Source organism: Rhodospirillaceae bacterium (genome assembly GCA_002728255.1).
Taxonomy (GTDB): Bacteria; Pseudomonadota; Alphaproteobacteria; order UBA7887; family UBA7887.
The window spans coordinates 50,633-76,603 of sequence record PBWV01000015.1; the positions used below are offsets into that span (position 1 = coordinate 50,633).

The window sequence follows — 25,971 nt, forward strand, 5'->3', positions numbered from 1 at the left end:
GACAAGAAATTCCCCCGGCTACCTGTCATTACCTCGCCACAAGCCCTCACAGCAACACTTGTGGCAGATTTTCCCTCAAATATCTAGTCTTGTGGGCTAAGTTTAATTATTTTCTGATTCCTGTGCAGATTTCCTGCCAATTCGTAGGCCGCCACACCTGAAATTGGATGGCGCCAATTCGGCAAAATTTCTGCTAAGGGAACTGTAACAAAATTGCGTTTTTCGAGCTGAGGGTGGGGGAGGCTTAACTCTGGCGATCCTTCCTGGAAACAAGTCGTTTCTCCATAGGATAGCAGATCTAAATCTAATGTCCGCGGACCTATCCTATCTCGCACAGAGCGTCCAAACAAATTTTCAATATCCAACAACGTCCTTAAAAGCTTATTTGGCTTAAGGTCAGTACTGACCAAAATCACTCCATTAATATACCATGGGTCGGCACTGACTGGCACAGGCTCGCTTAAATACCAGGAGGATTTACTCAATACAGAAATTCTAGAATCTTGGATCTTCTTAAGAGCTTTCCGACAAGTAGATAGGGGACCATCCTGAGCGCTTAAAGGAAGATTAGCACCTATACCAATCAAAATTCCTTCTTCTCTTTCCAGTTCCATCATTTTCCTATCACAAGGTCAAAGCTACTGCGATAAATATAAACATACTCATATAATAATAAACTAGTAGCTGGGATTGCCCAAAAATCAAATAAACTTGATAATGGCGACATAGTTCAAGAATGAATGAAACATGGTACCGAAACGTAAGATTAAGATAACAGAACCGAAGATTAATTGCCAAAAATGTTCAAGGCTTGCCCAGTTCCGAGCTAAAAATAGATTGGTTCAACCAGAATGGTACAATGGCGCTGTGCCTGCCTTTGGTTCGCCGGAAGCCAAGTTGCTGATAGTAGGTCTAGCTCCCGGCTTAAAGGGTGCTAACCGAACGGGTCGCCCGTTCACGGGTGATTATGCTGGCGACCTCCTATATCCAGCCTGCCAAAAATCTGGATTAGCCTGCGGCAGCTACCAACGCTCCCAGACGGACACTCTGCAGCTTATAGATTGTCGCGTAACTAACGCTGTCCGCTGTGTGCCCCCTAATAATAAACCAGTTCTTTCCGAAATTAATGTATGCAACGAATTTTTAAGAAAAGAAATTAACGCAATGAATAGGATTAAAGTTATTCTGGCATTGGGCCATATCGCGCATAACTCAGTTTTACGTGCACTAGATATTAAGTTATCTCACTACAAGTTCCAACATGGAGCCTTCCATTCAATCTCAAAGCCCTTCGTATTGGCCAACAGTTACCATTGCTCCCGCTACAATACTAATACGGGTCGCTTAACAAAAGAAATGTTTGACGACGTATTACGAAATGTATGTTTGACTCTTGGACAATCAAAATGAATTTACCAAGGTTTCCATCTAACCTCGAGAACGAAGCAGACGGGCCTTCTGCCTGTCCCAATCTCTAGATTTCTCACGTTGGCGTTTATCCACTTGACGACGCCCACGCGCTAAACTCAACTCCACCTTTACCCTACCTCGATCATTAAAAAACAGACTTAGAGGTACTAATGTATACCCATCCCGTTGAACCTTTCCTCTTAGCTGATCAATCTCTTTTTTATGAAGAAGAAGTTTTCGCGGACGGAGCGGGTCATGATTAAAATGGGAAGCATCCCGATAAGCTGGAATATGCAAGTTACTCAGAAAAGCCTCTCCAGCATCAAAAGACGCGTAGCAATCGCCAAGACTCGCCTGACCAGTTCGTAGCACCTTGACTTCTGTACCCTGCAATACCAGGCCAGCCTCAACTTTTTCCTCTATGAAATAATTATGGTAAGCCTTCCGGTTCTGACCAACAATTTTTCTATCTACTTCACCGCGTGCCATTGTTCAGAACTTTCATTCAAAAGCCCGGCCATCCCTAAGGCGCTTCGAACACGAGCCTTTGTTTCATCCCGAATATTTGTCATCGGCAGTCTGAGGTCTTCAAGACACAAGCCCAAAAGGCTTGCTGCATATTTGACAGGACCGGGACTGGTTTCCGAAAACAAGGCTTCATTAAGAGGTGTCAGCTTATCATGAGCAGCCAAAGCATCACTAAGGTTTCCTTTTTGCCAATCCTCATGCATTTGGGCACACAAGGAGGGGGCAACATTAGCAGTAACCGAGATACATCCATGTCCGCCGTGCGCCAACATCGCTGGCACACACCCATCTTCCCCACTCAATTGACAAAACTCTTTTCCGATTAGATGCCTAACTAAACTAGGTCGCGAAGCATCACCAGTGGCATCCTTCACGCCAACTATATTAGTTATCTCAGATAAACGCGCCATAGTCTGCACAGACATATCGACCACCGAGCGGCCAGGAATATTATAGATAATAATGGGAATCGAAGAGTTTTCTGCTATAGCCTTAAAATGCTCAAATTGCCCCTCTGGCGTAGGCTTATTATAATAAGGCATTACAACTAACGCCGCGTCAGCGCCCGACTTCGCAGCATGCTGGGTGAGTTCTATGGCCTCCATTGTCGAATTCGAGCCTGTACCAGCTATAACTGGAACTCTTCGATTAGCTACCTCAATGCATAACTCAGTAACCCGTTGGTGCTCCTCATGGCTCAGGCTTGGGGACTCGCCAGTCGTTCCACAGGGCACAAGGCCATGGACCCCAGACTTAATCTGCCACTCAACAAAATCTCCAAAAGCTTTCTCGTCCACCTGTCCATCGCGGAACGGGGTGATCAAAGCTGTATATGAGCCCTTAAACATCGACATTGCCTAATTCCTTCTACAAACCATACTGAACAATAAACTTCACCAAGCCAGCCCGCAAGACCTAGCCTAGAGCAATGTCCTCTATAGCTCGACCAAAATGATACTTCGGCGTAAACTTACCAAGTTGGAGTCAGTCACGGCTTAATGGATATGAGGAGCCTCTAATATTTTGAGAAAATTTATATACCTTGCCTTTATGATCACTGGATTGGCTGTTTGCAATGTAAGTCCTTGTGTGTCTGATCCAACTACTTTCCTAGCCCCCAAAGATCGTCCAATTTTCCAGGCAGCTCTGCAATCAGCGGCCGATGGAGATTGGGAGTTCGCAAAAACAACTATAGATCTATGCTATGATTCTTTACCAAAAGTAATCCTGGAGTGGCTCTTCTTGCTGGACACAAAGGAAAATATAGCCCCAGAACGCATTACCAGATTTTTAAAAACCTATCCAAATTGGCCGAATGAGGCAATCCTTCGAAATAAGCTGGAGCGAGCACTAATGTCCAGCGGAAAATCTGCAATGGCCTCACAATGGCTGGAGAGAAATACACCTAACACTTATGAAGGAAAAGTCCGTTTTATTAGTATTTTAATGGAACAAAAAAACTTTTTGGAAGCTAGTAAACTAATAAAAAATATTTGGTTGGATGAAAAATTTTCTTTAAGTGAAGAGCGCAACTTTCTAAAACGATATGGAAAAATGCTCTCGGCACCAGAACATAATCAGAGATTAGACAACTTACTCTGGCAGTCAAGAACCACTGAAGCAAGGCGAATGCTCCACCGGGTTACCTCAGAGGTCCGAAACATTTCTATTGCAAGGATTTATCTTTTAGAAAACCATCCGGATGTAGACCTCGCAATTTCAAAAGTACCTGAAGTCTTGCGTAATCATCCCGGACTAATTTATGAACGAGTAAAATGGAGACGACGCGCAAACAAAAACGAGAGCGCCCGAGCGCTGTTATTTTCCCTTCCAGAGTTACTGCCCCATCACCCTAAATGGTGGAAAGAGATCAACTATCAGATCCGGGAAAGCTTAGATCAAGGTCTCGTCTCAGATGCCTTCCGACTAGCCCTCATAGGATCTGAACTCGAAGGCCATCCCCATATTGAGGCCTCTTGGATGGCCGGTTGGATCGCTTTAGAATTTCTAGAAGAACCAGAAATAGCTCTTTCCTACTTTAAACGTATGCTCGAACACGTTTCAATGCCAATAAGCCTCGCCCGCGCGGCCTATTGGGCCGGAAGATCCGCTACGGATTCAAACAACCACAACTTAGCTTCATATTACTTTGAAAAAGCGGCATATCACAAAACCACCTTTTACGGTCAACTAGCAGCAAAAATATTGAACTTGCAGGATCCTCCGATTCTTGGAACCACTGGAGAGCAAAAGTCCACTAACAAAGAGTTTGAACAGTCCGACCTGATACGGGCCGCTAAAATGTTGGGAGAAGTAGGCGACCCGGACCTAATGAAACTATTTGTTCTACATGCGTTGCCTACTGCACCAACTTCAACCGAAGTAAAATTCCTTGCCGGGCTAGGGAATCGCTACAACTACCCCCACATAAGTATCTCAGCAGCAAAAAAAATACTACGGGGCGGTACTCTCCTCCTTAACGAACTGTACCCCATTCCACCTCAGAACACTTGGATGACGGTTGAGGAAAGCAAGGTCGGGCTTGCCTTAATCTATTCGCTTGCCCGTCAAGAAAGTGAAATGAACCCAGAAGCTACCTCGGCGGCCGGCGCCCTTGGCCTTATGCAATTAATGCCCGCTACTGCCAATCAAATGGCAAACAACCTGGGCCTTACCTTTGATAAATCAAGACTTACGAATGACACTAGTTATAATCTTGTGCTTGGCACCACGTATCTTGCCGGCTTAATTAAACGATATAATGGCTCTCTCCCCCTAGCTCTTGCTGCGTATAATGCAGGGCCAAAGAATGTAAAAAGATGGATCCGAAGATACGGGGATCCCACCAAAAACGAAATAGATGAAGTGGACTGGATTGAGCAATTGCCCTATCCTGAAACCCGCAACTATATCCAACGAGTACTAGAGGGGACCGCCGTTTATAACAACCTCATCATGGAAAGCTCTCTATGATGAGGTTGATAACTATCTAGAGATACCGTAACAAAAATTTTATCTAACTAGCACTTCAAAAAATGAACGATTTAACCACTTACGCTGACATTATTGCTGCCGCACGAACTCTTAACGGACATAGTGTTCCGACACCATTGATTAATAATAAGCTTCTCGACGATCTGATAGGAGCCCAAGTGCTCATCAAATGTGAGAATTTGCAGATGACCGGTTCCTTTAAGTTTCGGGGGGCATTTAACAAGATTTCCCATCTAGTAAATAATAACGCTAACAAGTTATTTGTTGCATGGTCCTCTGGGAATCACGCACAGGCCGTGGCAGCTGCTAGCGCAATGAGCGACGCCAAGGCGTCAATCGTAATGCCACGTGATGCCCCTCAAATTAAAATCGAGGGAACAAAGTACTTTGGAGCGAAAATTATTTTTTATGATCGTAATACTGAAGTACGAGAAGATATAGGAACCCAGCTGGCCAGTGAAACAGGGGCACAAATAGTTCCACCTTATGACGATGAATATGTTATTGCAGGACAAGGCACTGTCGGCCTGGAAGCCGCCGCTCAAATGCTCGCACTCGATGTGAGCCCGGACATCGCCCTAGTACCCTGTGGTGGAGGGGGTTTAATCGCAGGTTGCGCCATAGCCCTTCGTCAACATTTCCCAAACATTATAATTCACCCCGTGGAACCAAAGGGATTTGACGATACAGGTCGCTCCCTGACACTCGGAAAACGAGTGTCTAATAGCCCAGGTGAGAGTTCTCTATGTGATTCCTTGCTAGCACCGACTCCGGGGGCTGTTACCTTTAAGATAAATTCCCAACTTCTAGGGAGTGGAAAAGTTGTTTCTGACGAGGATATTCAATTTGCGCTTATGTTTGCTATGAAACAATTAAAAATGGTGACAGAACCTGGTGGGGTAGCCGGTCTGGCCGATCTCCTCTGCAATAAAGAGGCATACAAGGGAAAGAAAGTCTTAGTCATTTTATCAGGCGGGAATGTCGACCCAGCTATCCTTGAACAGGCCATCAACAGCTAACGGACTTTCTATCCAACTCCCAAAAAAACTCCATTGATTAGACTGGCCGACAACCTTTCAGGAGTATGCGCTGATGCCGGCGGGTCTGGCCCACTGGAAAATCAACATTGACCGAGTGGATAAGTGATCGATTATCCCATAACAACACATCGCCTACCCTCCACTCATGATCATACCGGTATTTATTTTGTGTTATATGGACGCCCAGTTGGTCCAGCAGCGCATTACTTTCCTCTGAACTGATACCCACCACAGAATCCGTACGATTAGAGTTATAATAAATCGCCTTAGCGTGAGTATCGTCGTGAGTACGGACTAGAGGATGGACCACATCTGGGGTCTCCAAATTTTCTATCTTGGAAAGAGTTTTTGGGCTGGCTGCTGCCCGTTTTGTATCGTACTTATGTACTGCTTGCTTCCCATCTAATTTATCTTTCATCTCCATAGACAAATCTTCGTAAGCGGTTTGTGTATTGCAAAATCTTGTCTCCCCCCCACTTTCAGGAATATCAAGAGCCTGTAACAAAGTCGCCTTAGCGGGAGTCTGGAAATACGAATCATCTGTATGCCAGCCGGACAACCTTACACTTCCCAAGTCCTTTGGCTTGTCCAGAGGATTTTCATAAGTACTCACAAAAACAGCCACCTCCGGGACATCTGTATCTCTCTCCCGCCTGATCAATTGAAGCTGAGGGATTCCAAATAAGCTCGCCAAATCAAAAAATTGAGACGGGCTTAGGGGGACCGACCGAAAACATAGAAGATGATACTCTAAAAAGGCCTCCTGGACCGCAGCTAAATCCGATCCCCTTGCTATCTCAGAAACATCAAGGCCTGTTACCTCCGCTCCTAAAGCACTACTTAACGGTAGTATTTTTACATTCATGCCAAACCCAGCTAACTCCCTCACAAATCTATGGGCACCACGCAAGGTCCATAACTTCCTCGCTTAAAGTGACTAACCCATAACTTTAAACTTGCACCACTCTCTCCGCAACTAAAGCCTCTATCTCTCCCTCTGAAACCCCTGCTTCCAGCAAAATTTCTCTGGAATGCTCCCCAAGACCTGGGGCCCCCATAGGATTACTTGTATCGCTCATGGAAAACTTGGCGGCTCCCCTCGCCTGGCGAATTTTTCCGGCCTTGGGATGATTATATTGGACAATGATATCATTAGCTTTAACCTGCTCATTATCCAACATATCTTTCCTTGTCAGCACAGGCGAACAAGGCACCCTTTCTTCATCCAACCTCCCTACCCAATACGCTGTTGGGGCAGTAGACAAAATTCCCTGGATCAAATCCAAACGAACATCGATATTTCTAGCCCGCAGTTCCGGGGTTTCAAACCGATGGTCATGCAACCATTCCGGGCGTTCCAGTGCTCGCGTCAAAGCAGCCCACTCGCGATTTGTATTTACAGCTACTGTCATGAAGCCGTCTGCAGTCTCATAAATTAAGTCAATTTTGCTAGCCTTGGTCTCTGATCCACCCGGCCCATCTACGAAAGTATGTTGATTCATATCTGACGACCACATGAAAGCTATGAGTGTGTCCAACATAGACAGGCGGACGTGTTGACCTAGACCGGTCTGGCTACGCGACAAAAGTGCCGCCGAGATTGCCTGGGCTGCTGTCATTGCTGTCAATTTGTCAGGCAAAATGGTTCGGATAAGCCGAGGGCGTTCTTCATCTGAACCAGCTTGCACCGTGGCTAAGCCACAAAGCCCTTGTATAACGGGATCGTAGGCTGGTCTTTGGGCATATGGACCAGTTTGGCCAAATCCACTGATTGATACATACACAATATCCGGAACAATCTTTCTTGTGCTTGGTTCGGAGAGACCTAAACGCTCTGCAACTCCTGGCCGAAAGTTTTGGATAACCACATCAGTCCCAGGAATCAGCTGTTTAAAAACTTCTAATCCTTGCTTGGATTTAAGGTCTATTGCAATTGAACGCTTGTTACGGTTGTTATTTAGAAAACCTGCCGAGAAACCATTCACAGCCGTCCCGGCGGATCTCACGTGATCTCCAACCCCCGGTCTTTCTACCTTAATAACGTTCGCTCCTTGGTCAGCCAGAGTCATGGTCGCCAAAGGGCCTGTTATGTTACTGGTCAAATCAATTATTTTAAAACCTTCAAGCGGTCCAGACATAATGTAGTCACCTATGTTAGAATTGGCAAAATTTGAACAAGAACAAGATAAGTTAATTCTGCAAAACAGGTACAATATTCGTCAATGTGTTATTAGTTTTGATAATATAGAGCTTGCTCTGCGCTCTCTGGGAGTTGTCTCTATGGGCCCGCTTTAATATAAAAAGAACCAGTAAAATGAATAAAGAAACCAGAAATGAATGATTGGCACACAGAGATAGAAAGAATTACCCAGATCCAGGAACTCGCGCACCAGCGAGGAGATGATCCAGGAGTAAAACGACAGCACGAAAAAGGGAGATTAACGGTCAGAGAAAGGATTGCTCTGCTGCTAGATAGTGACACCTTCCAAGAAATCGGCCCCAATGCTGGCTCTGGCGAGACGGATGAACGAGGCAACCCCATCTCCTTTACTCCAGCAAATTTTGTTCTAGGATTCGGAAAAGTCGATGGAAATCGCTGCGTTGTGGCGGGGGAAGATTTTACTGTCAGAGGCGGCTCTCCAAATGCCGCTGGTTTAAGAAAAAGTATTTACGCTGAGCACTTGGCCTTACAATATAAAGTGCCCCTTGTTCGCCTGCACGAAGGCGGAGGCGGTAGCGTTGGAGGGACAGGAAATACAAACTCTACCGTCGGTACACCTCTGTATGAGACACACCGGTTTAAGGTCGTAGCTCAGGCTATGGCGGCAGTGCCAGTTGTAACAACTGCCCTTGGTCCCGTCGCAGGCCTACCGGCTGCCAGGCTCGTAGCAGCTCATCTATCGATTATGTCAGACCCCAATGGACAAGTACTAATAGCCGGTCCGGCCGTTGTTGAACGGGCCTTAGGCGAAAAGAAGAGCAAAGAAGAATTAGGAGGCTCCCAAGTTCATACCAAAAACGGAGTAATCGATAATTCAGCAACTAGCGAAAAAGATGCCTTCAAACAGATAAGACAGTTTCTAAGTTATCTACCACAAAACGTATGGGAACTCCCCCCGGTCAAAGCCTCCGAGGACAACCCCGAACGTTCAGAAGAAAGCCTTAGATCCATAATTCCAACCGAACGCCGACAGTTATATGATATGTACAAGGTGTTATCCGCAGTGTTAGATCAAAGTACTTTTTTTGAAATTGGTTCGAATTTTGGACGAGGACAAATAACGGGGCTAGCTAGACTAAATGGGATACCTATTGGGATTTGGGCTAATAATTGTCGTTACCTCGCTGGTTCCATGACCGCATCAGGTGCACGGAAGGCTCGGCGATTTATCGAGTTTTGTGAAACATTTCACCTGCCCATTGTTTGTTTCGTGGACGAACCCGGTTTTATGATAGGGTCTGCTGCCGAGAAAGAAGGAACCATTCGGGACGGCACTGCCGCAGTTCTTGCAGCTGCTTGCTCTACTGTTCCCTGGGCTTCGGTTGTAGTTAGACGCTCCTTTGGAGTGGCCCAAGCGGCCCACTATGGTGCAGATCCTTATGTTATCGCATGGCCCTCGGCAGAAATGGGAGCGCTTCCTGTAGAAGGAGGCGTAGCTGTTGCTTATCACAAGGAAATCGCAGCTGCTGCAGATCCCGATGCCAAAAGAAAAGAACTAGAAGAACAACTGGCACGGACCCAAACTCCTATGCCAAGAGCCCAGTCTTTTTCAATGCACGATGTTGTCGATCCTGCAAAAACGAGACTAACGTTGTGCAACTGGCTCGAATGGGTCCAACCTACTCTCAAAAATCTCCTAGGACCGACGTCGTTTACCCTCCGGCCCTAACTAAGAGGTACTAATCGCTCCTCAAACGATAGACTTTTTCTGCAGTATCATGAAACAAGGCTGCTTTTTGGGTTCGACTCAAATGGCTCACCATTTTCTTGAACGAATTCCACAATACGCCATAGGAACAGGAAACTTTGTCCACTGGAAAATTACTCTCGAACATACATCTCTCAGGACCAAACTGATCAATCGTATGCAAATAATAATGATTGTTGGCAGCCAACTCGTTCGAGCTTGGAGGAACAATTCTCTTATGCCACCCAAAGCCGTTAATAGCCATATTCAATCCACCCAACTTTGCAAAGACGTTGGGGCACGCCGAAAGTTCCGTAACGTCATCCTTCCATTGCTGATAAATTTCTGACCTTTTTCCTATGTAAGGGCCTATCCCCAGAGGCCCACCAAAGTGATCAAACACAATAGTTACTTCGGGACATGCCCTTGCAAAAGCCGTTAACTCAGGAATCTGTGGGTGATATAGCCACGCTTCAAACGATAAGTTGTAGGCAGCCAAACGGCGAGCCCCCTCCCGAAACTTGGCATTGGCAAGAAGGCCAGGCTCCCGATTTACTCTAATATCAGGGCTTGGATCCCAAGGAACAGAGTGCCGTATTCCTCTCATGCGATCTGGTGCGACTTCCAAATGCGCCTCGAGGACCTCATCCACCTCCTTGCCCAATGTTAAATCCGCGTGACCCACGATGCCCGCACATAATTGACGGGCATCACTGACATTCTCAGCACTTTCGTTTGCCACGCGATTAACAAACTCCGTCTCCCCGACAGGCCTTAGATGTTGTGGACCCGAATCCCGATAGAAAGCAGAGCACTCCACAAATACCGTTGCTAAAATATTATGGCCGGAATCTAAATCCAGGGTTAGCTCCTCTGCCATGTATGGCTTATCCACGTAACTATTTCCCGTGTTCCACAAATGGTGGTGTGGATCGATAATAGGCAATTCTGGCTCAATTGCTTCCTCTACAACCTGTTCAAGCCATTCTTCATTTATCGGCATTTAGTCTCTCCCACTGTAACCTGCAGAAATTTGGAATCGTCCTAAAATATACCAGAATATTTTAAGTGCCCTACAACAAATGAATTTAATTTTTAACCTACTTCAACTTAAAAGACGCTATAATTAAGGCAAGGACGAAGCAAAATTAAATTCAGCCCGTAACAAATAATATGAATTGAGCGTAATGCGACCTCCGCACATTATATTACTATCTCTTATAGTTCCACTTTGCTTAGCTGGCTTTAGCTCCCCAGCAACCAGCGATTCTATTTTGAATAAGCAACACGCAAGAAAGATCTTTGGAATGACAAAATTCCAATGGAATAAAAGTGTTATGGAGCTAACAGAAAAGGGAGCGGTTGAGAGCACTGTAAACACTTCCGGAACATATGTGATGCAACTGCGCTACACCAATGACGCTTATTTGTACGTAACCCCAAAATACAGCTCAGACCAAGATCTCCCTGATAATATAGCCGTGACCCTAGCAATGCCCCCTTCGATGGCTTTAATGTTTGACCGAGCCGACATCCAAAAGATAGCAACGAAAACACAAGAAGGTATGCTTCCGGAATTTGGTGTATCCATGACCCATCAAAGCGTTACAGGAGGAGTTGCTTTGTTCTTTGTTATTGTGGCACATTAGCCTGCAATCACTAAAATCAACCAGTGCCTTAGAGAAGAGGACTATAATGGCAAAACTTAGGGTTATCCTGCAAACGTCTGCAACCGCAGGAATTTTTTCTCTGTTAAGTTCCATTCTTTTCGCTAATTCTGGTAACGCGGGTCAGGCCTTGGATCCGCTAGCTAGTGAAAAATGGCTGGATCTACAGGAAGAATACCTTGGGGACACGGCGGTTGAGTTTGACTCAAGAATCACCCTTTTGCTCCCACCAGAAATTGAGAATAGCCACGAAGTTCCCTTAACCGTTATGATTCCACGGACACTTGGACCGGCCAAAGAGGTCATTATTCTGGCTGAGAATAATCCAATACAGCAGGTTTTGCGGTTACACTTACATCGCCCAGTACATTCGCTCAGCCTAACAATGAGGCTGGAAACCTCCACTCCGGTGCGAGCCGCAATTTTGCTTGCTGACGGAAAATGGCTCGTAGGGTCACAACTAGCCCACGTTCTCAGCCCGGGCGGGTGCTCAGCCCCTGGGGGCAATTCTGGCGGTGAAGTAGCCCAAGTGGGAGAAATAGCGCTCAAGCAGTTTGAAAATGGCGGTATATACAAAAACGACAGGCTCAAATTCCGGATCACACACCCTATGGACACAGGCCTTGTAACTGATGCTAGTGGAGAGTCTATCCCAGCATACTATATCGACAGGATCAGCATTCACGATGAATCAGGTTTATTACTCGAGTTCGATACCCAGGCAGCCATGTCAGCCGACCCAGTAGTGACTATTGATGTTCCTGAACTCCAGCAAAACATAAGGGTGATGGCTAGTGATAGCATGGGCCTGGAGTTTGACTCAGGAGAGATCTCCACTGCGAGATGAGCTCCTGCAAATCACTAATATCTTTTTTCGTGACAGCAGCACTCTTCGGGCTATCACATTCTTCCGATGTAAAAGCTGAAACCACTCGATACAAACTAGAGGCAGACATGATAGCCCCTGACGTCTTCGTATTTTGGGGCAAACAAGAATCATTTTCTCGAGAAAATGGGGCAAATATTGTCAATACAGGTTTTATTGTTGGAAAAGAAGCAATTCTTGCGATTGATACTGGACCGACGAGACTGTATGCCAAGGAGATGATAGAAGCCATCAAGGCTGCCTCTCCCATTCCCATCCGTTACGCAGTTGTCACCCATCACCATGGCGATCACGCTTTTGGAATACATACTTTTAAGAAAAACAACATCAATGTCGTAATGCACCCCAGGGCTAAAAATCTCCTTGCTGAAGAGGGAAACATTTTACTTGGGTATCTGGAAAACTTGATAGGCTTAGACTGGACAGGCGGAACGGAGGTAGATTTACCCACATCGCTATTAGAAAAAAAACATATGATCGACTTAGGACAAAGACCGGTCCTAATTATTCCTTACGAGGGTGGTCACACCCCCGGTGATTTGGTTATTTATGACGTCACCACCAAAACACTATTTGCTGGTGACTTGGTTTTTAACGGAAGAGCCGCGACTATACCACACGCGGATATTTCCACCTGGATCGATCACCTGGACACACTGGAAAAACAAGATTGGGAGTATCTTATTCCAGGTCACGGGCCTCTGCTATCAAAGAACCAGGCACTCGACAGCACCCGAACATATCTCGCCTTTCTCCAGGAAACTGCACGCGAAGCTATCGCCAGAGGAACGACTCTAGCCGAAATTATGACAACTGTAATCCCAAGCCCATTTGACCAATTAGCGACAGTAAATAGCGAATTCTTGCGGTCAATGACAACACTGTTTCGTCAACTCGAAGATGAGCAGTTCAATTCANCCCCGCCNAACAACTAACGCGCTTAATATTAAGCTTGGACAAACGAGTTTGCTTTATCGCGCTCCTCGGGTTTAAGGCGAAACACAGAACTAATTGCAACGAACACAACAATATTTGCAACCAAGCCAAGTAAACCGGCGTGTAGATCAAATGGTCTTACGTCCGCCACGAGTTGGAAATAAAAGTTTACACCAATACCAATAATCAGACCTGCAATAGCCCCCCATCGGTTAGAACGGCGCCAAAATAGAGCCCCATACACAACTGGGGCAAACTGCACAATGGAGCCGTAGGCGCCGAGAAGTAGATCGATTAATCCTTCGTTTCCAAAAATTGCCAGGTAATAGGCTGCGGTTCCCACCAGAATAACACCCACCCGCATGATCATTAATTGGGCTCGTTCCGTAAGCTTAGGCACCAATGGTACAGCCACATCCCTGCCCAATGAAACTGAGGCACCATGGGTAATAGCATCTGCAGACGACATTGCCGCCGCCAAGGCTCCTGCCCCGATCAAGCCATATACAAGTCCTGANCCCCCTAATTCATGGGTAATAAGATACGGGAGAACTTGATCAGATTTTTCAATTGCTTCTGGAGGAACAACACCTATTGCGGAAAATCCAATTAACAGAACCGGTACTAAAAACAACGCAAAAATAGGATATGCAATAACGGTTAACTTAATTCGACGCTCCGTTGTTGTGTATGACTTGGTAAACAAATGGGGCCACATCAGAAAACCTATCATTGAAACAATTATGGCGCTGGAATACGCGTTAATTGACATCGACGAACCAGTGCTACCAATAATGAAGAAATCTTCTGATTTAATACTGAGGACATTGTCAAACATTGGCCCAATCCCTCCATGCAAATGGAGGACCAGGTAAACACAAAGCACCCACGCAACCANAAGCATCAGAATAGCCTGCAAAACATCACTCCAGGCAGCACCTCGTACCCCACTAGTGATTACATACATTACGACTATTCCGTATGATAAAAGCGCCCCAAACCAGAATGGAATATGGCCTTCCGTAAGTACGTTGAATACGTACGCCATTCCCTTGATTTGCAGAGTTAAGTATTGAATAAATGCCAATACGGCAACGATCCCAACAAGAACCACAAGTAATTTTGAGTCATATCGGTGTCTTAATAAATCGCCCATTGTGAAGTAATTGTTCTTGGCACCAAGCCTAGCGACTTTTGGACCCACTACATACCAGGGTAGGAGACCTAAAGCAGCGTAGGCCAAAATATAGAAGGACGCTGCACCCTTGGAATATGCCCACCCAGGACCACCAAGAAAGGCAAAAGCCGAAAATATAGTTCCACCCATCAAGAACCACATGACAAAGAGCCCTAGNCCTCTGTCGGCCACGGCATATTCAGAAACTGAGAAAAAAGATTTCCCCCGTCCAGCAGCAAGACCAAGGCCAAATGCCAAAACCAAGTATGCTGACATTGATACAATCGCTATAACCCAGGTATCCATCTAATTAGCCCCCCTCTTCTCCTCGCTTAAAAAGAAAGCAACTAGAACAACAAACTCCACACCAATCCAAAAAATCACCCAAATCATGGAAAANGGCATCCCTAACACGCGTGGTTCCACACGGTTGGCTAAGCCAAATATTGGAAAAATCATAACTAACGCAATGAAGACGGCGAAAATTATAAAACAGAGTTTGTTGCGCCCCGTTGGGCTCATGCCTGCGACCTCAACTGGCTGTTTCATAATCTCCCCCTTTAGTCCTTTTTGATTAACAAATGCAGTTGCTATTGATTATCAGAANTAGTCTTCCCCGATTTTCTTAAGGTGTCTCTCAANAANACCAAACCAGCCTCAGCAAAAGCCCACATATTCGCTTCNCGCTCCGAAGANTCATTTTCGATGGTCAGNACCCTCTTCGTTGGGCCAAAAACNGCGAAGCAGCTATGACCTGGATTATCACCATAGGAATTACCACTCGGCCCAGCCGCCCCAGTCTCCGAGAGTCCCCAAGTTGCCTTCAGGCGCATGCACATTGTCTCAGCTAACCAAGCAGCATAGGGCTCAGAAGCCGAACGAAGGCCCGAGAGGGATTTACCTTCGCTAGGCAGAAAAGCTTTGCGAGCTACCCGAGTATAAATAACCCCGCCTCCCAAAAAAAAAGCAGAGGCTCCAGGCACTGCTAGCAAAGAGGCAGAGATCAAACCTCCAGAAGAAGATTCGGCCACGCAAAGCGTTTGTTCCTTATCTACCAATATGGTCGCGATATCGGCCGAGATCTCAGTCAAATTATTGGCCTGCATTATATCCATTGCTCCGCTCAACGAGCCCTAAGAAAAATCCAACTATCAAACATTGTAACCAATGTTATTCTATATGTATTCCCGAATTAGGGAAATAAGGAACTGGGAACTTCTTCAGGAACCAAACTTGTACTCAAAAAATATTCAAAAACTTTCTACTTTGGCCTCTTTGCTCTATCGGTTCTCCCAAGCTAAACTCGGCTGAACCAAATCGCGAAAGGAATATTAGTGGTGGCAATTTATGAACTCCGAACCTACACATTACATCCAGGTAAAATTAATGAAGCAATAGAGCTATACACCAACGTTGGATGGCCTGCGCTAAAACCATTCCAAAAATATCTAGTTGGTTACTTTACTGGCGATATCGGTGCATTAAACCAAATTGTCCACTTGTGGAAATTTGCAGACGATGCTGACCGCCGAGCCATGTGGCAAGAAATATACGCCAATGAGGGGTTCATGGCATTTGCTGCCAAATTTAGACCACTGATTAGGATTCAAGAAAATAAGCTACTACTTGCCTCTCCCTGGGGACCTCATCCCTAGCAAACCTGCAGGAGCAAGCCTTTACTATAGTTCCTGGAGCCCGAGCACACCCCGTTCATAGAAGTCCGCGATCTCTTCTTTTGAATATCCAGCCTCCTGGAGAATAGCATCATTGTCTTGTCCCAGGAACGGCGCCAACTTTTCCACGCTTGCAGGGCTCCGATCAAATCGAGCTGCTGGACGAGGCTGTCGCACGTTACCCAAAATAGGGTGGCTATGCGTTTCAATCATCTTATTTTCTTCGACCTGAGGGTCATCAAGCAAGCTCCAGCGGTCCAAAATTGGAGCACAAGGGACATCTTCTCCCCTCAATCTCTCCAGTATTTCATCGGTTTTCCATTTCAACAGTTCATCTGTGATCATCTGACGTCGTTCTGTTTGNTTTTTTGATCTATCCGCGGGGNTTTTNTACCTNGCGTCGCTAATAAGTTCCTCTCGGCGAAGCGACCGACATAGACCCGCCCACTCCATATCTGATACAGCAGCCGCAGTAATATGGCCATCCTGCGTCTCGAAAACTAAATCTAAACCCATTTGAGCGCGTGCCGGATCAACCTCATGTCCGACATAGTTTAGGCCTGACATCCCCTCAGGCCACAAGTATGCAACCATCGTATCAAGCATGGACAACCGAATGTGTTGCCCTTCCCCCGTCCGCTCCCGGTGCAACAAGGCAGCCGTAATAGCCTGTGCAGCAGTGACCGAAGTTGTTTTGTCTGGAATGATTGTCCGAACCATTTTCGGCTTACCACTATCCTTGTCTCGTTGGATGTCAGCCAGGCCTGATAATGCCTGAATAATCGGATCGTAAACCCTTTGATGGGAATATGGCCCTTTCTCACCAAAACCACTTATTGAGACAAANATAAGATCTGGCCGTATTTCGCGNGCNACCGCCTCGCCTAGGCCCATACGCTCTATCGCTCCGGGGCGAAAGTTTTGAACNAAGACATCAGTGCTAGCCAATAACTTCTTAACCGCATGAACACCCTCGTCCGATTTTAAATTAATCGATAAAGACCGCTTNCTCCGATTACATGAAAGGAAGCCATTGGGCATACCANGGTGTTTAACACCAGCCTTTCGCATATACTCCCCGTCAATAGGTTCAATNTTAATAACGTCCGCACCTTGATCGCCTAACATCATCGTTGCGACAGGGCCAGACACCATGGTAGTCAAATCTAATACTCTAAATCCCGTTAATGGACCGCTCATTAAACAAACCTTTCAACACTAACTGCTACTTGCTTATTCTCAGCATAGTTTCCGGTATTCCATTTGGATATGTAATTTTCAACGCTTTTTGATAACCGTTACGCTCATGTGCGAGGAGTCTGTAGCTCTCCATCTTAGGTGGAATTTGGAGCTGGTAAGCAACCGCCCAATCTAAACACGATGTCAAAAGAATGTCAGCAATAGAGAAACTAGATCCCATAATATAAGGGCCATCGCCAGTCATTTTCTCTGCGGCTGCATTAATTTGCTTATTAAAATACTCCTCCGCCGAGGCGACGGCCTCCGGAGCTTCCCCATAAACTTCTCGTAGGCTATCGTGCCTCCTAATTAAGTATAATGAATGGGCGTCTAACTCAGTCATAACAAAAAAGCACCATTGACTTATGATAGCTTTTATCTCGGGGGTCTTGCCGCCACAAAACCCCTCAGGCAAGGGAAATTTATCAGCCATGTACATAATTATTGCCGCACTTTCGGATATAATGGTTTCTCCACACTTAAAAACTGGAATTTTTTGGACAGGATTTAAGGTGGAAAAGTCCGAACTAAGTGTTTCACCAGATCTCGATGTGATTGGAATAATTTGATAGTCTAAGTCGAGCTCCTCAGCCATCCAGTACACTCGCATACATCGACCTGACTCCACACCCCAAACCATGATTTTATGTTCATTATCGTCGCTCATTGATTACAGCGCTTTCCTTTTTCCAGAAGTTTCATTTTAGCGGGACCGCCATCACATGTTCCTTGTAGGCAGGCCGAGNACACANAGCCTTAAACCAACCTTCCAAATTATCATTAGGTGCTCTCTCTTTTTCTGAGACCAGAGAAAACCAACGCCAAGCCAACGCCCCAATAGAAACCTCTGCTAAAGACATATGCTCCCCGGCAANCCACTTCCTACCCTCTAACCNCTGAGAAANAATTTGCCACAACCTCTCCGCTTTTTGNACGGCCTCGTCGATCTCACTTTTGGGAAACTTATCAGGAGCCCGCGCCCTTCCCCAAAAAATAGTGGTCATGGGTGATAACAATGTGGTCTGCTGCCAATCCATCCAGCGCTCCACTTCGGTCCGAACTTCAACACTCTCCGGATAAAAATCTAACCCACCATATTTTCTAGCCAAGTGTCTTAAAATAACGTTGCTCTCCCATATTACAAAACCATCATCTTCAATTGTTGGAATAACCGCATTGGGATTACGAGCCAGCATATCTGGATCCCGAACACGGCCNAATTCAAGCCCAGCATCCTCCCTCTTAAAATNTAATCCAATCTCTTCACAGAACCATATAACCTTTTGTACATTGTGAGAATTATTTCTTCCCCATATTTGAATCATAATCTAAACCCCGNAGCCAAAGTTATATTTTTACCACTATAGCGATTGTCAGCAACCTGGAAGACTTTTACGAGATAAATAAGTCCCGCCGTAATGAAGGTGTATTCCCTCATCTCTACTTGAAATGACAGGGATAGTCACATAATCAAGGAAATATGCGCTGGATTACTCGTTACTAAGGAAGGAAATTATAATGCATTTCGGTATAATGATGTTCGTTACCGATTANTCAATATCTTCTGCCGAGCTTGCGATAGCTGCGGAAGAGCGCGGGTTTGAGTCTATGTGGATCCCAGAGCACTCCCATATACCAACCTCACGCAAATCTCCCTTCCCCGGGGGAGGCGAACTTCCCCAACCTTACTACGACGTAATGGATCCATTTATAGCTCTTGGCGCTGCTGCCTCGGTTACATCCANAATTCGTTTAGCAACGGGAATNTGTTTGGTAATTCAGCGAGANCCGATCCAGACGGCTAAAGAAGTTTCTACTCTNGATCAAATTTCTGGGGGACGCACAATTTTTGGAGTTGGAGCTGGCTGGAACTTAGAAGAGATGTCTGACCATGGGACTGATCCAAAGACCCGAGGCGACCTCATGAATGAGAGAATNGAGGCGATGAAGGTGATTTGGGAGAATGATAAGGCCGAGTATCACGGAAAATTTGTTGATTTTGATGAAATGATCACCCGACCCAAACCTGTGCAAAAACCATACCCTCCTATTGTGGTGGGCGGGGGTTTCCCGCATGGCGCAAGGCGTGCGATAACTCTTGGCGACGAATGGATGCCAGTAGGGGGTCGGGATGGCGATATTATTGAATTAAGGTCCCGGTTTCGGCAAATGGCGGCCGAAGCCGGACGTGAACCAGATAGCCTTGGGATTAGCGTCTATGGAAGCCCAACGGACNTAGACCAGAGCAAACGGTTTGCCGATAATGGAATAACACGATCCGTGTTCCGGTTACCTTCCAAAAAGGTTGATGAAATATTGCCAATACTCGATGAAGCNGCAANCATCATGCGNGATGTGAATGGATAGNCCACCCTTTTCTCCATTAAAATTTTGTATTNCTAAGCAGACTTTAGCCGTTCCGAAAAACAATAAAANAANCAGACGAGGCNCAAGAGAATCATGAGGTGTGGGATCAACTCAACCGCGTGCACCAAAAGTAGAGAACTTATAGAATGTATTGCTCCTCCATCTCTGGGAATAAAGCNCTCCCGTCATAAGGATGAGCCTCTGCCACTTCTTCATCTAGCTCGACACCTAATCCGGGGGCAGACGGAGGAATGATAAAGCCAGANTCCCATTGAATTGGTTTCTTCAAGATTTTGGCATGAAAGTTATCAAAGCGCTCAATACTTTCCTGTATCAAGAAATTAGGTGAGCAGGCAGAAATTTGTATGTTTGCCGCCGCTTCGACCGGACCACAATACAAGTGAGGAGCGATTTGGACGTAGTGAGCTTCGGCCATACCGGCTATTTTCTTTGCCTCAAGTATGCCTCCAACTCTCCCCAATGCTGGTTGTATGATAGAGGCTGCCTGCTTTGAAAATAAAGCAGCAAACTCATATTTTGTTGCTAGCCGCTCGCCCGTAGCCACCGGGATCTTGGTTGCNCGGGCAACCCTCGCCATTTCATCCATATTTTCTGGTGGCACTGGTTCCTCAAACCACAAAGGATGATAAGGTTCCAGACGTTCCGCCAAACGAATAGCCCCCGCAGCATTTGGCTGGCCATGTGTCCCAATGAGCAGATCACACTGATCCCCAACAGCCTCACGAATATTTTTTACCACCAACTCCGCATTATTTAATGCTCTGAGGGAGAGTTGCCTGGGGTCAAAAGCCGACATAGGCATAATCGGGTCAAATTTTACAGCAGTAAACCCTTGCTCCACGTACTTCTCCGCCCGTTTAGGGGCCTTAACCGCATCACCAAAGACATTGCCTATTTCAATGGGGTCTATCTCATCCGAACCGGCACTTCCAAAGTCATCCGCCTCTGGATAAATGTATGTATAAGACCGCAACTTTTCATGCACCTGACCACCTAACAAATTATAGATAGGCTGGTTTAATGACTTACCAATTATATCCCAACACGCTGTCTCAACTGCGCTCAGCACTCCCATAAGAGCAAAGTCAGGGTGCTGAGCATATGCTCTAGAGTAGACAATGCGCCATAAGCGCTCAATTTGAAATGGATCCGCCCCAACCACGTGCTGTTCAACCACATCGGNGATCATTTGCTCAATTACTTTTGGNTTAAAGGGCACACCATATGCCTCACCTATTCCCTCTATTCCATCATCTGTAATTAGCTTCACAAAAACAAAATAGGGGCCTCCTCGATGTGGCGGCGGATTCCCAACAACAAAAGTTTTTAAATCCTTTATCTTCACAAGCTTCTCCCTTACGCTGCAAATACTAAAATATCAGCCATGAAACACCAACAAACTATATTTCAAAACCTCAACAGGCCGGCGCAGGTGGACAGACGCCAAAAACTAGTTTTTATTTTTCTTACTCCATTCGCAATACTATAGTACAAATACAAGTACAANCCACTATCCTAAAACTAGTAAGGATTTTTTNCCTAATGACCGCAGAAGTAAACCGCCAAATATTGCTTGTTGCTCGTCCTGTAGGAGAGCCTAAGGAAAGTGACTTTGACCTTGTTGAAAAGGCTATTCCTGACCCTGGCCCTAATGAAGTTTTGTGCCGAACAATCTATCTTTCCCTAGACCCCTACATGCGCGGAAGAATGAATGGCGTCAAAACGTATGCCGAACCAGTGCCGCTCGGGGGCATCATGGAAGGCGGCACCGTGAGCCAAGTCCTTGAGTCTAACTACAGCGGACTAAACACCGGCGATATAGTNGTAGCTCGGACAGGATGGCAGGATTACGCCGTTGTCCCAGGACCAGACTTGCGAAAAGTAGATCCTACACTTGCCCCTATCTCAACAGCTGTTGGCGTCCTCGGCATGCCGGGTATGACCGCTTATACAGGCTTGCTAAACATTGGAAAACCTCAAGCTGGAGAAACCTTGGTGGTGGCAGCTGCTTCCGGAGCAGTCGGATCACTTGTTGGCCAAATTGCAAAAATAATGGGCTGTAAAGCTGTGGGCATTGCGGGCTCCAGCGAGAAATGCNCTTATGTCATTAATGAATTAGGATTTGACGCCTGTTTAAACCACCAAGATGCAAACTTTGCTGAACAACTAGCTGATACTTGCCACAATGGTATTGATATTTACTTTGAAAATGTTGGCGGCAAAATATGGCAGTCGGTTATCCCATTACTCAACATGTTTGCACGCGTTCCAGTTTGTGGAATGATCTCACACTACAATGCAACGTCTCTTCCGGAAGGCCCCAACCGACTTCCAGAATTAATGTTTAGGGTGTTAACCCACCGTGTAACCTTGCGAGGTTTTATTGTCCGGGACTATGACGATCAGCTTACCGAGTTTCTCTCGGAAACCTCAAAATGGATAAAGGAAGGGAAAATAAATTACCGCGAGGATATAGTCGACGGCCTAGAGAAGGCCCCCAGCAGCCTAATTGGGCTCCTAAAGGGCAATAATTTTGGGAAACTTTCCATACGGGTCTCTGCCGACCCGACATAAACACCCTCTTTATAGAGAACCTATCTGCTAATCTTTCTCAGGCAGCACGCTCCTGAGAANCGGTTTTCGATAGCCGAGCAAGTATGGCTTCCCTTCCTGTAACCGCATCCTCTATTGATTGAAGTTTAACATGGCCAAACCCGCGTATTTGCTCTGGGATCTCCGCTAGCGCAAGAGCAGCTTCGTAATTATCCTTTGACAGGCTTGCGCACAAACGCTCCATATCAGAAAAATACTGATCCCTTATCTCTCTTTCCGTCCGCCGTTCTTTGGTCCAACCGAAAGGATCCAGTTTAGTCCCACGGAGCCCCTTAAATTTTGCAAGGCCCTTAAAAACATGACGGATCCAGGGCCCAAACTCACTCTTCCGGGGCCTTCCCGTTTTTGGGTCCTTTCTAGCAAACAATGGAGGAGCCAAATGGAAGTGCAGTTTATAATTCCCTTCAAAGGTCTCCTTCACCCGTTCCGAAAAATTATCCACACTGAACAAACGAGCCACTTCGTACTCATCCTTATAAGCCATTAATTTAAAAGCGTACCGGACCACCGCGCGGGAAAAATCATCCCGATTCCACCCCAGCCTTTTGTCTGCTTCTTGCACCTTATTAATAAGCTTTCGATATCTAAGGGCATACTTGGAATCCTGATAATCCTTTAAAAAGGACTCACGTTTGCTTATTTGTTCTGTAATATCTGTCTCAACTACTTTGTTATGGTTTGGGAGCAAGCTAGTCAGACCATCTGGATTAGAGGCAGCAAGCCGGCCCAACCGAAATGCGTGAATATTAAATTCCACCGCGACACCATTTAACTCTATAGCACGCTCCACTGATTCCACCGACAGTGGCAGACCGCCGAGCTGGAGGGCATAACCTATCATGAACGTATTGGCGCCTATGGTATCACCAGTTAACGATAAAGCTATTCGCGTCGCAGCTACGGAACTCACTTGATTAACTCCTGAATGGTCTTGTAATCCTTTCAGCAGCAACCCTCCATCCAAATTCATATTTGGAGTACTCTGAAATTGTGGAGTTGCTGTCAACGTCTCGTTTACTACTACCCGTGTCCTATTAGGATCTATCGTACGGACTGCAACCGGTGCAACAGATGCAACCAAATCACACCCCAACAACAAATCCGCTTCTCCCAGACCAACATCGGCTGAGGACATAGTATCAGGATCCTCGATAATCTTTAGATGACTGTATACAGCCCCATTTTTTTGACTAACGCCCGTCATATCAAAAACTGCAGCACCTTTATTCTCCAAATGGGCCGCCATACCCAGGACAGCACCGATAGTGACTACTCCAGTCCCACCAACACCGGCAATCAGTACACTCCAATCACGATCGACATTTGGAAATTTGGGTGCCGGTATAGCCCGCAAAAGTTCCATGGGCACCTCAGTCATGCCAGCACGTTTTACCCCACCCCCATGCACCGTCACAAATGATGGACAAAAACCTTCCACGCAGGAGTAATCCTTGTTGCAGCTCGACTGATCTATCACCCGCTTCCGGCCAAATTCGGTCTCTAATGGATGGATAGAGACACAATTTGCCTTCGCCGAACAGTCCCCACAACCCTCACAAACTAGTGGATTGATAAATGCTCTTTTCGGCGGATCTGGAAATTCGTTACGTTTCCGACGTCGCCTTTTCTCCGCCGCGCAAGTCTGCTCATAGATTATTATAGTAGTCCCATCTATTTCCCGAAAATTCTTCTGAACAGAATCCAACTCTAAGCGGTGATAAACACCAACATCTGAAGGAATATCTCGGTTACCCTGAAATTGCTCTGGTTGATCCGACACAATAGCCACGCCGGTAACACCCTCGCTCAGCACTTGACGCGCAATTTTTCCAACAGACATATTACCCTCAACAGGCTGACCTCCAGTCATCGCAACTGCATCGTTATAAAGAATCTTGTAGGTAATATTAGCTCCAGATTGAACTGCAGCCCGAATAGCTAAGGAACCGGAGTGCGTGTATGTTCCGTCTCCCAAATTTTGGTAAATGTGGTTTGTATCCGTAAAGGGNGCTAATCCTGCCCATGTCACACCCTCACCCCCCATTTGGCTAATAGAGATAGTGTTTCTATCNCCCATCAGAACCGCCATACCATGACAACCGATACCACCCAGAGCCATGGAGCCTTCCGGCACTTTTGTAGAGGTATTATGAGGGCATCCCGAACAAAAATACGGAGACCTAGCGATACCATTATCTAATGCAGGTAAGTTTCTGTTCACCCGGTTCCGAACGGCATTATGGGCAGATTTAGTAGATTCATCATCTAAACCCAAACTCTCTAGTCTCCGAGCTATTGCTTCAGCAACCATGGTGGCTTCAAGCTGCTGATCGGATGGCAACAGCGGTGCACCAGCCAAATCCTGCTTTCCACAAATGCTGGGACGCCTCTCCTCGGCATACAACAGTGCTTTTGCTTGATCCTCTACAAGTGGACGTTTTTCCTCCACAAACAGCAATTCATCGCACTGCTCTGCAAACTCTTTCAATCCCTCCGGTTCTAATGGCCAAACCATACCGACTTTATACAGGCCGATGCCCATTTCTTTGGCTTTAACCTCATCAAGACCCAGCTGATATAATGCGGCGATACAATCCAAATATGCCTTTCCCGAGGTGACTATCCCCAAGCGCGTTGGACGCGGATGGCCAAAGGCGACCTTGTCAAGGCGGTTAGCCCGCGCATAAGCAAGAACACGCGGAAGCTTATGCCGCACCATACGCACGTCTTGCCCAAGCGGATCGTACTCTGGCCTTATATGTATACCTCCCTCAGGGTTTCCCATCCCTTGCGGTATATTTACTGAGACCCGGTCTGGGTCAATCTCCACTGTAGAGGTTGCGGTGACAGTCTCATTAACACATTTGAATCCCACTACCACAGACGCATATCGCGAAAGAGCGATACCATGAAGTCCGAAATCTATAAATTCTTGAATAGTTGCTGGAAACAGAACTGGGATAGAATTCGCCGCCAATGCCGGATCAGATTGGTGTCCAATTGACGAAGATTTCCCTGGGTGATCATCTCCGAATACCACTAAAACTCCACCCTTTGGGTGGGTTCCATTAAAGTTAATGTGCTTCAGAGGATCACCTGATCTATCGACCCCCGGCCCTTTGCCATACCAAATAGAAAAAACACCATCCACTTTTCGACCAGGAACAAACTCCAATTGCTGAGTTCCCCAGATAGCAGTAGCTGCTAAGTCTTCATTTAACCCCGGCTGAAAAGTTATATTATGTTCTTGCAAATATGATTTAGCCGCCCATAGCGCGTTATCATACCCACCAATCGGAGACCCCCGGTAACCAGAGATAAAACCAGCTGTCTTGAGCCCATTCGCTTCATCTCGCTGCCGTTGCATAATTGGCAATCTAACCAACGCCTGGGTTCCAGAAATAAATACCCTTCCCTTATCTAGCTGGTACTTATCATCCAAGGTAACACTGCGTAGACTACTACCGTCCATTAGAAACTCCCTCATTTCCGCCTGGTCCAGATTCAATGCT

At 46.2% G+C, this 25,971-nt stretch carries 24 protein-coding genes; 10 read left to right on the plus strand and 14 right to left on the minus strand.

Annotation, left to right across the window (positions count from 1 at the left end; translation table 11 throughout):
* Window positions 1-83: 83 nt before the first annotated feature.
* Window positions 84-617, minus strand: coding sequence for a 2-amino-4-hydroxy-6-hydroxymethyldihydropteridine diphosphokinase (folK, locus tag CMM32_03865; GenBank protein MBT06037.1), 534 nt, complete (start codon window positions 615-617; stop codon window positions 84-86).
* A 130-nt stretch (window positions 618-747) separates the two neighbouring features.
* Here folK and CMM32_03870 point away from each other — a divergent pair, with 130 nt between their 5' ends.
* A complete protein-coding gene (locus tag CMM32_03870) occupies window positions 748-1,410 on the plus strand; it encodes a uracil-DNA glycosylase (protein ID MBT06038.1) in 663 nt (220 codons plus the stop codon).
* A gap of 18 nt (window positions 1,411-1,428) precedes the next feature.
* On the opposite strand, the gene CMM32_03875 is transcribed toward CMM32_03870, so the two are convergent.
* Together CMM32_03875 and CMM32_03880 are read right to left on the minus strand one after the other, a co-directional pair.
* Entirely contained in the window at window positions 1,429-1,899 is a 471-nt protein-coding gene (locus CMM32_03875) for an SsrA-binding protein (GenBank protein ID MBT06039.1), read from the minus strand.
* Window positions 1,881-2,786, minus strand: a complete 906-nt coding sequence (locus CMM32_03880) for a 4-hydroxy-tetrahydrodipicolinate synthase (protein MBT06040.1) — start codon at window positions 2,784-2,786, stop codon at window positions 1,881-1,883. Before CMM32_03880 ends, CMM32_03875 begins: the two co-directional genes overlap by 19 nt.
* A gap of 175 nt (window positions 2,787-2,961) precedes the next feature.
* Here CMM32_03880 and CMM32_03885 point away from each other — a divergent pair, with 175 nt between their 5' ends.
* On the plus strand, window positions 2,962-4,911 hold the full coding sequence (locus CMM32_03885) for a hypothetical protein (GenBank protein MBT06041.1): 1,950 nt from the start codon (window positions 2,962-2,964) through the stop codon (window positions 4,909-4,911).
* 62 nt (window positions 4,912-4,973) lie between these two features.
* On the plus strand, window positions 4,974-5,951 hold the full coding sequence (locus tag CMM32_03890; GenBank protein ID MBT06042.1) for a pyridoxal-5'-phosphate-dependent protein: 978 nt from the start codon (window positions 4,974-4,976) through the stop codon (window positions 5,949-5,951).
* A 37-nt stretch (window positions 5,952-5,988) separates the two neighbouring features.
* Here the strand turns inward: CMM32_03890 and CMM32_03895 are convergent, their stop codons facing one another.
* Window positions 5,989-6,882, minus strand: a complete 894-nt coding sequence (locus CMM32_03895; GenBank protein ID MBT06043.1) for a hypothetical protein — start codon at window positions 6,880-6,882, stop codon at window positions 5,989-5,991.
* A 40-nt stretch (window positions 6,883-6,922) separates the two neighbouring features.
* The gene (locus CMM32_03900) at window positions 6,923-8,110 is read right to left on the minus strand and encodes a carnitine dehydratase (GenBank protein MBT06044.1); all 1,188 of its coding nucleotides are present in this window, start codon (window positions 8,108-8,110) and stop codon (window positions 6,923-6,925) included.
* A 195-nt stretch (window positions 8,111-8,305) separates the two neighbouring features.
* Here CMM32_03900 and CMM32_03905 point away from each other — a divergent pair, with 195 nt between their 5' ends.
* A complete protein-coding gene (locus CMM32_03905; GenBank protein MBT06045.1) occupies window positions 8,306-9,862 on the plus strand; it encodes a propionyl-CoA carboxylase in 1,557 nt (518 codons plus the stop codon).
* Between the two features lie 10 nt (window positions 9,863-9,872).
* Here the strand turns inward: CMM32_03905 and CMM32_03910 are convergent, their stop codons facing one another.
* The gene (locus tag CMM32_03910) at window positions 9,873-10,883 is read right to left on the minus strand and encodes an amidohydrolase (protein MBT06046.1); all 1,011 of its coding nucleotides are present in this window, start codon (window positions 10,881-10,883) and stop codon (window positions 9,873-9,875) included.
* A 304-nt stretch (window positions 10,884-11,187) separates the two neighbouring features.
* Between CMM32_03910 and CMM32_03915 the strand changes: the two genes are divergently transcribed.
* From CMM32_03915 to CMM32_03925, 3 genes are read left to right on the plus strand one after another with little or no spacing between them, the layout of a single operon-like run.
* Window positions 11,188-11,529 carry a hypothetical protein gene (locus tag CMM32_03915; GenBank protein MBT06047.1) on the plus strand — a complete coding sequence of 114 codons (342 nt, stop codon included), beginning with the start codon at window positions 11,188-11,190 and terminating at the stop codon, window positions 11,527-11,529.
* A gap of 46 nt (window positions 11,530-11,575) precedes the next feature.
* The gene (locus tag CMM32_03920) at window positions 11,576-12,394 is read left to right on the plus strand and encodes a quinoprotein dehydrogenase-associated SoxYZ-like carrier (GenBank protein MBT06048.1); all 819 of its coding nucleotides are present in this window, start codon (window positions 11,576-11,578) and stop codon (window positions 12,392-12,394) included.
* Window positions 12,391-13,368 carry an MBL fold metallo-hydrolase gene (locus CMM32_03925; protein MBT06049.1) on the plus strand — a complete coding sequence of 326 codons (978 nt, stop codon included), beginning with the start codon at window positions 12,391-12,393 and terminating at the stop codon, window positions 13,366-13,368. The genes CMM32_03920 and CMM32_03925 overlap by 4 nt, the downstream gene beginning before the upstream one ends.
* 11 nt (window positions 13,369-13,379) lie before the next feature.
* On the opposite strand, the gene CMM32_03930 is transcribed toward CMM32_03925, so the two are convergent.
* The 3 genes from CMM32_03930 to CMM32_03940 form a co-directional block, all read right to left on the minus strand.
* Window positions 13,380-14,852, minus strand: coding sequence for a sodium:solute symporter (locus CMM32_03930; protein MBT06050.1), 1,473 nt, complete (start codon window positions 14,850-14,852; stop codon window positions 13,380-13,382).
* Window positions 14,853-15,068: a hypothetical protein gene (locus tag CMM32_03935; GenBank protein ID MBT06051.1), complete on the minus strand. Its 216-nt coding sequence runs from the start codon at window positions 15,066-15,068 to the stop codon at window positions 14,853-14,855. It abuts the gene before it with no gap.
* A 68-nt stretch (window positions 15,069-15,136) separates the two neighbouring features.
* A complete protein-coding gene (locus CMM32_03940) occupies window positions 15,137-15,652 on the minus strand; it encodes a damage-inducible protein (protein MBT06052.1) in 516 nt (171 codons plus the stop codon).
* 231 nt (window positions 15,653-15,883) lie between these two features.
* On the opposite strand from CMM32_03940, the gene CMM32_03945 reads away from it, so the two are divergent.
* On the plus strand, window positions 15,884-16,201 hold the full coding sequence (locus CMM32_03945; GenBank protein MBT06053.1) for an NIPSNAP family protein: 318 nt from the start codon (window positions 15,884-15,886) through the stop codon (window positions 16,199-16,201).
* A 24-nt stretch (window positions 16,202-16,225) separates the two neighbouring features.
* Here CMM32_03945 and CMM32_03950 read toward each other — a convergent pair whose 3' ends face one another.
* The 3 genes from CMM32_03950 to CMM32_03960 are packed head-to-tail and all read right to left on the minus strand — an operon-like array spanning window position 16,226 to window position 18,783.
* Window positions 16,226-17,419 carry a CoA transferase gene (locus tag CMM32_03950; protein MBT06054.1) on the minus strand — a complete coding sequence of 398 codons (1,194 nt, stop codon included), beginning with the start codon at window positions 17,417-17,419 and terminating at the stop codon, window positions 16,226-16,228.
* Between the two features lie 25 nt (window positions 17,420-17,444).
* Window positions 17,445-18,125, minus strand: a complete 681-nt coding sequence (locus CMM32_03955; protein ID MBT06055.1) for a glutathione S-transferase — start codon at window positions 18,123-18,125, stop codon at window positions 17,445-17,447.
* 31 nt (window positions 18,126-18,156) lie between these two features.
* On the minus strand, window positions 18,157-18,783 hold the full coding sequence (locus tag CMM32_03960) for a glutathione S-transferase (GenBank protein ID MBT06056.1): 627 nt from the start codon (window positions 18,781-18,783) through the stop codon (window positions 18,157-18,159).
* A 193-nt stretch (window positions 18,784-18,976) separates the two neighbouring features.
* Between CMM32_03960 and CMM32_03965 the strand changes: the two genes are divergently transcribed.
* A complete protein-coding gene (locus CMM32_03965) occupies window positions 18,977-19,825 on the plus strand; it encodes an LLM class F420-dependent oxidoreductase (GenBank protein MBT06057.1) in 849 nt (282 codons plus the stop codon).
* Window positions 19,826-19,964: 139 nt separating this feature from the next.
* Here CMM32_03965 and CMM32_03970 read toward each other — a convergent pair whose 3' ends face one another.
* Window positions 19,965-21,191: an isomerase gene (locus CMM32_03970; protein MBT06058.1), complete on the minus strand. Its 1,227-nt coding sequence runs from the start codon at window positions 21,189-21,191 to the stop codon at window positions 19,965-19,967.
* A gap of 197 nt (window positions 21,192-21,388) precedes the next feature.
* Between CMM32_03970 and CMM32_03975 the strand changes: the two genes are divergently transcribed.
* A complete protein-coding gene (locus tag CMM32_03975; GenBank protein MBT06059.1) occupies window positions 21,389-22,420 on the plus strand; it encodes an NADP-dependent oxidoreductase in 1,032 nt (343 codons plus the stop codon).
* Window positions 22,421-22,457: 37 nt separating this feature from the next.
* Here CMM32_03975 and CMM32_03980 read toward each other — a convergent pair whose 3' ends face one another.
* Window positions 22,458-25,946: an indolepyruvate ferredoxin oxidoreductase gene (locus tag CMM32_03980; protein ID MBT06060.1), complete on the minus strand. Its 3,489-nt coding sequence runs from the start codon at window positions 25,944-25,946 to the stop codon at window positions 22,458-22,460.
* Between the last annotated feature and the right edge of the window lie 25 nt (window positions 25,947-25,971).

Excerpts from the sequence above, each read along its gene's own strand:
- folK (MBT06037.1), bottom strand. The coding sequence starts at position 617 with ATGATGGAACTGGAAAGAGAAGAAGGAATTTTGATTGGTATAGGTGCT.
- CMM32_03870 (MBT06038.1), top strand. The coding sequence starts at position 748 with ATGGTACCGAAACGTAAGATTAAGATAACAGAACCGAAGATTAATTGC.
- CMM32_03875 (MBT06039.1), bottom strand. The coding sequence starts at position 1,899 with ATGGCACGCGGTGAAGTAGATAGAAAAATTGTTGGTCAGAACCGGAAG.
- CMM32_03880 (MBT06040.1), bottom strand. The coding sequence starts at position 2,786 with ATGTTTAAGGGCTCATATACAGCTTTGATCACCCCGTTCCGCGATGGA.
- CMM32_03890 (MBT06042.1), top strand. The coding sequence starts at position 4,974 with ATGAACGATTTAACCACTTACGCTGACATTATTGCTGCCGCACGAACT.
- CMM32_03900 (MBT06044.1), bottom strand. The coding sequence starts at position 8,110 with ATGTCTGGACCGCTTGAAGGTTTTAAAATAATTGATTTGACCAGTAAC.
- CMM32_03905 (MBT06045.1), top strand. The coding sequence starts at position 8,306 with ATGAATGATTGGCACACAGAGATAGAAAGAATTACCCAGATCCAGGAA.
- CMM32_03910 (MBT06046.1), bottom strand. The coding sequence starts at position 10,883 with ATGCCGATAAATGAAGAATGGCTTGAACAGGTTGTAGAGGAAGCAATT.
- CMM32_03915 (MBT06047.1), top strand. The coding sequence starts at position 11,188 with ATGACAAAATTCCAATGGAATAAAAGTGTTATGGAGCTAACAGAAAAG.
- CMM32_03920 (MBT06048.1), top strand. The coding sequence starts at position 11,576 with ATGGCAAAACTTAGGGTTATCCTGCAAACGTCTGCAACCGCAGGAATT.
- CMM32_03955 (MBT06055.1), bottom strand. The coding sequence starts at position 18,125 with ATGAGCGACGATAATGAACATAAAATCATGGTTTGGGGTGTGGAGTCA.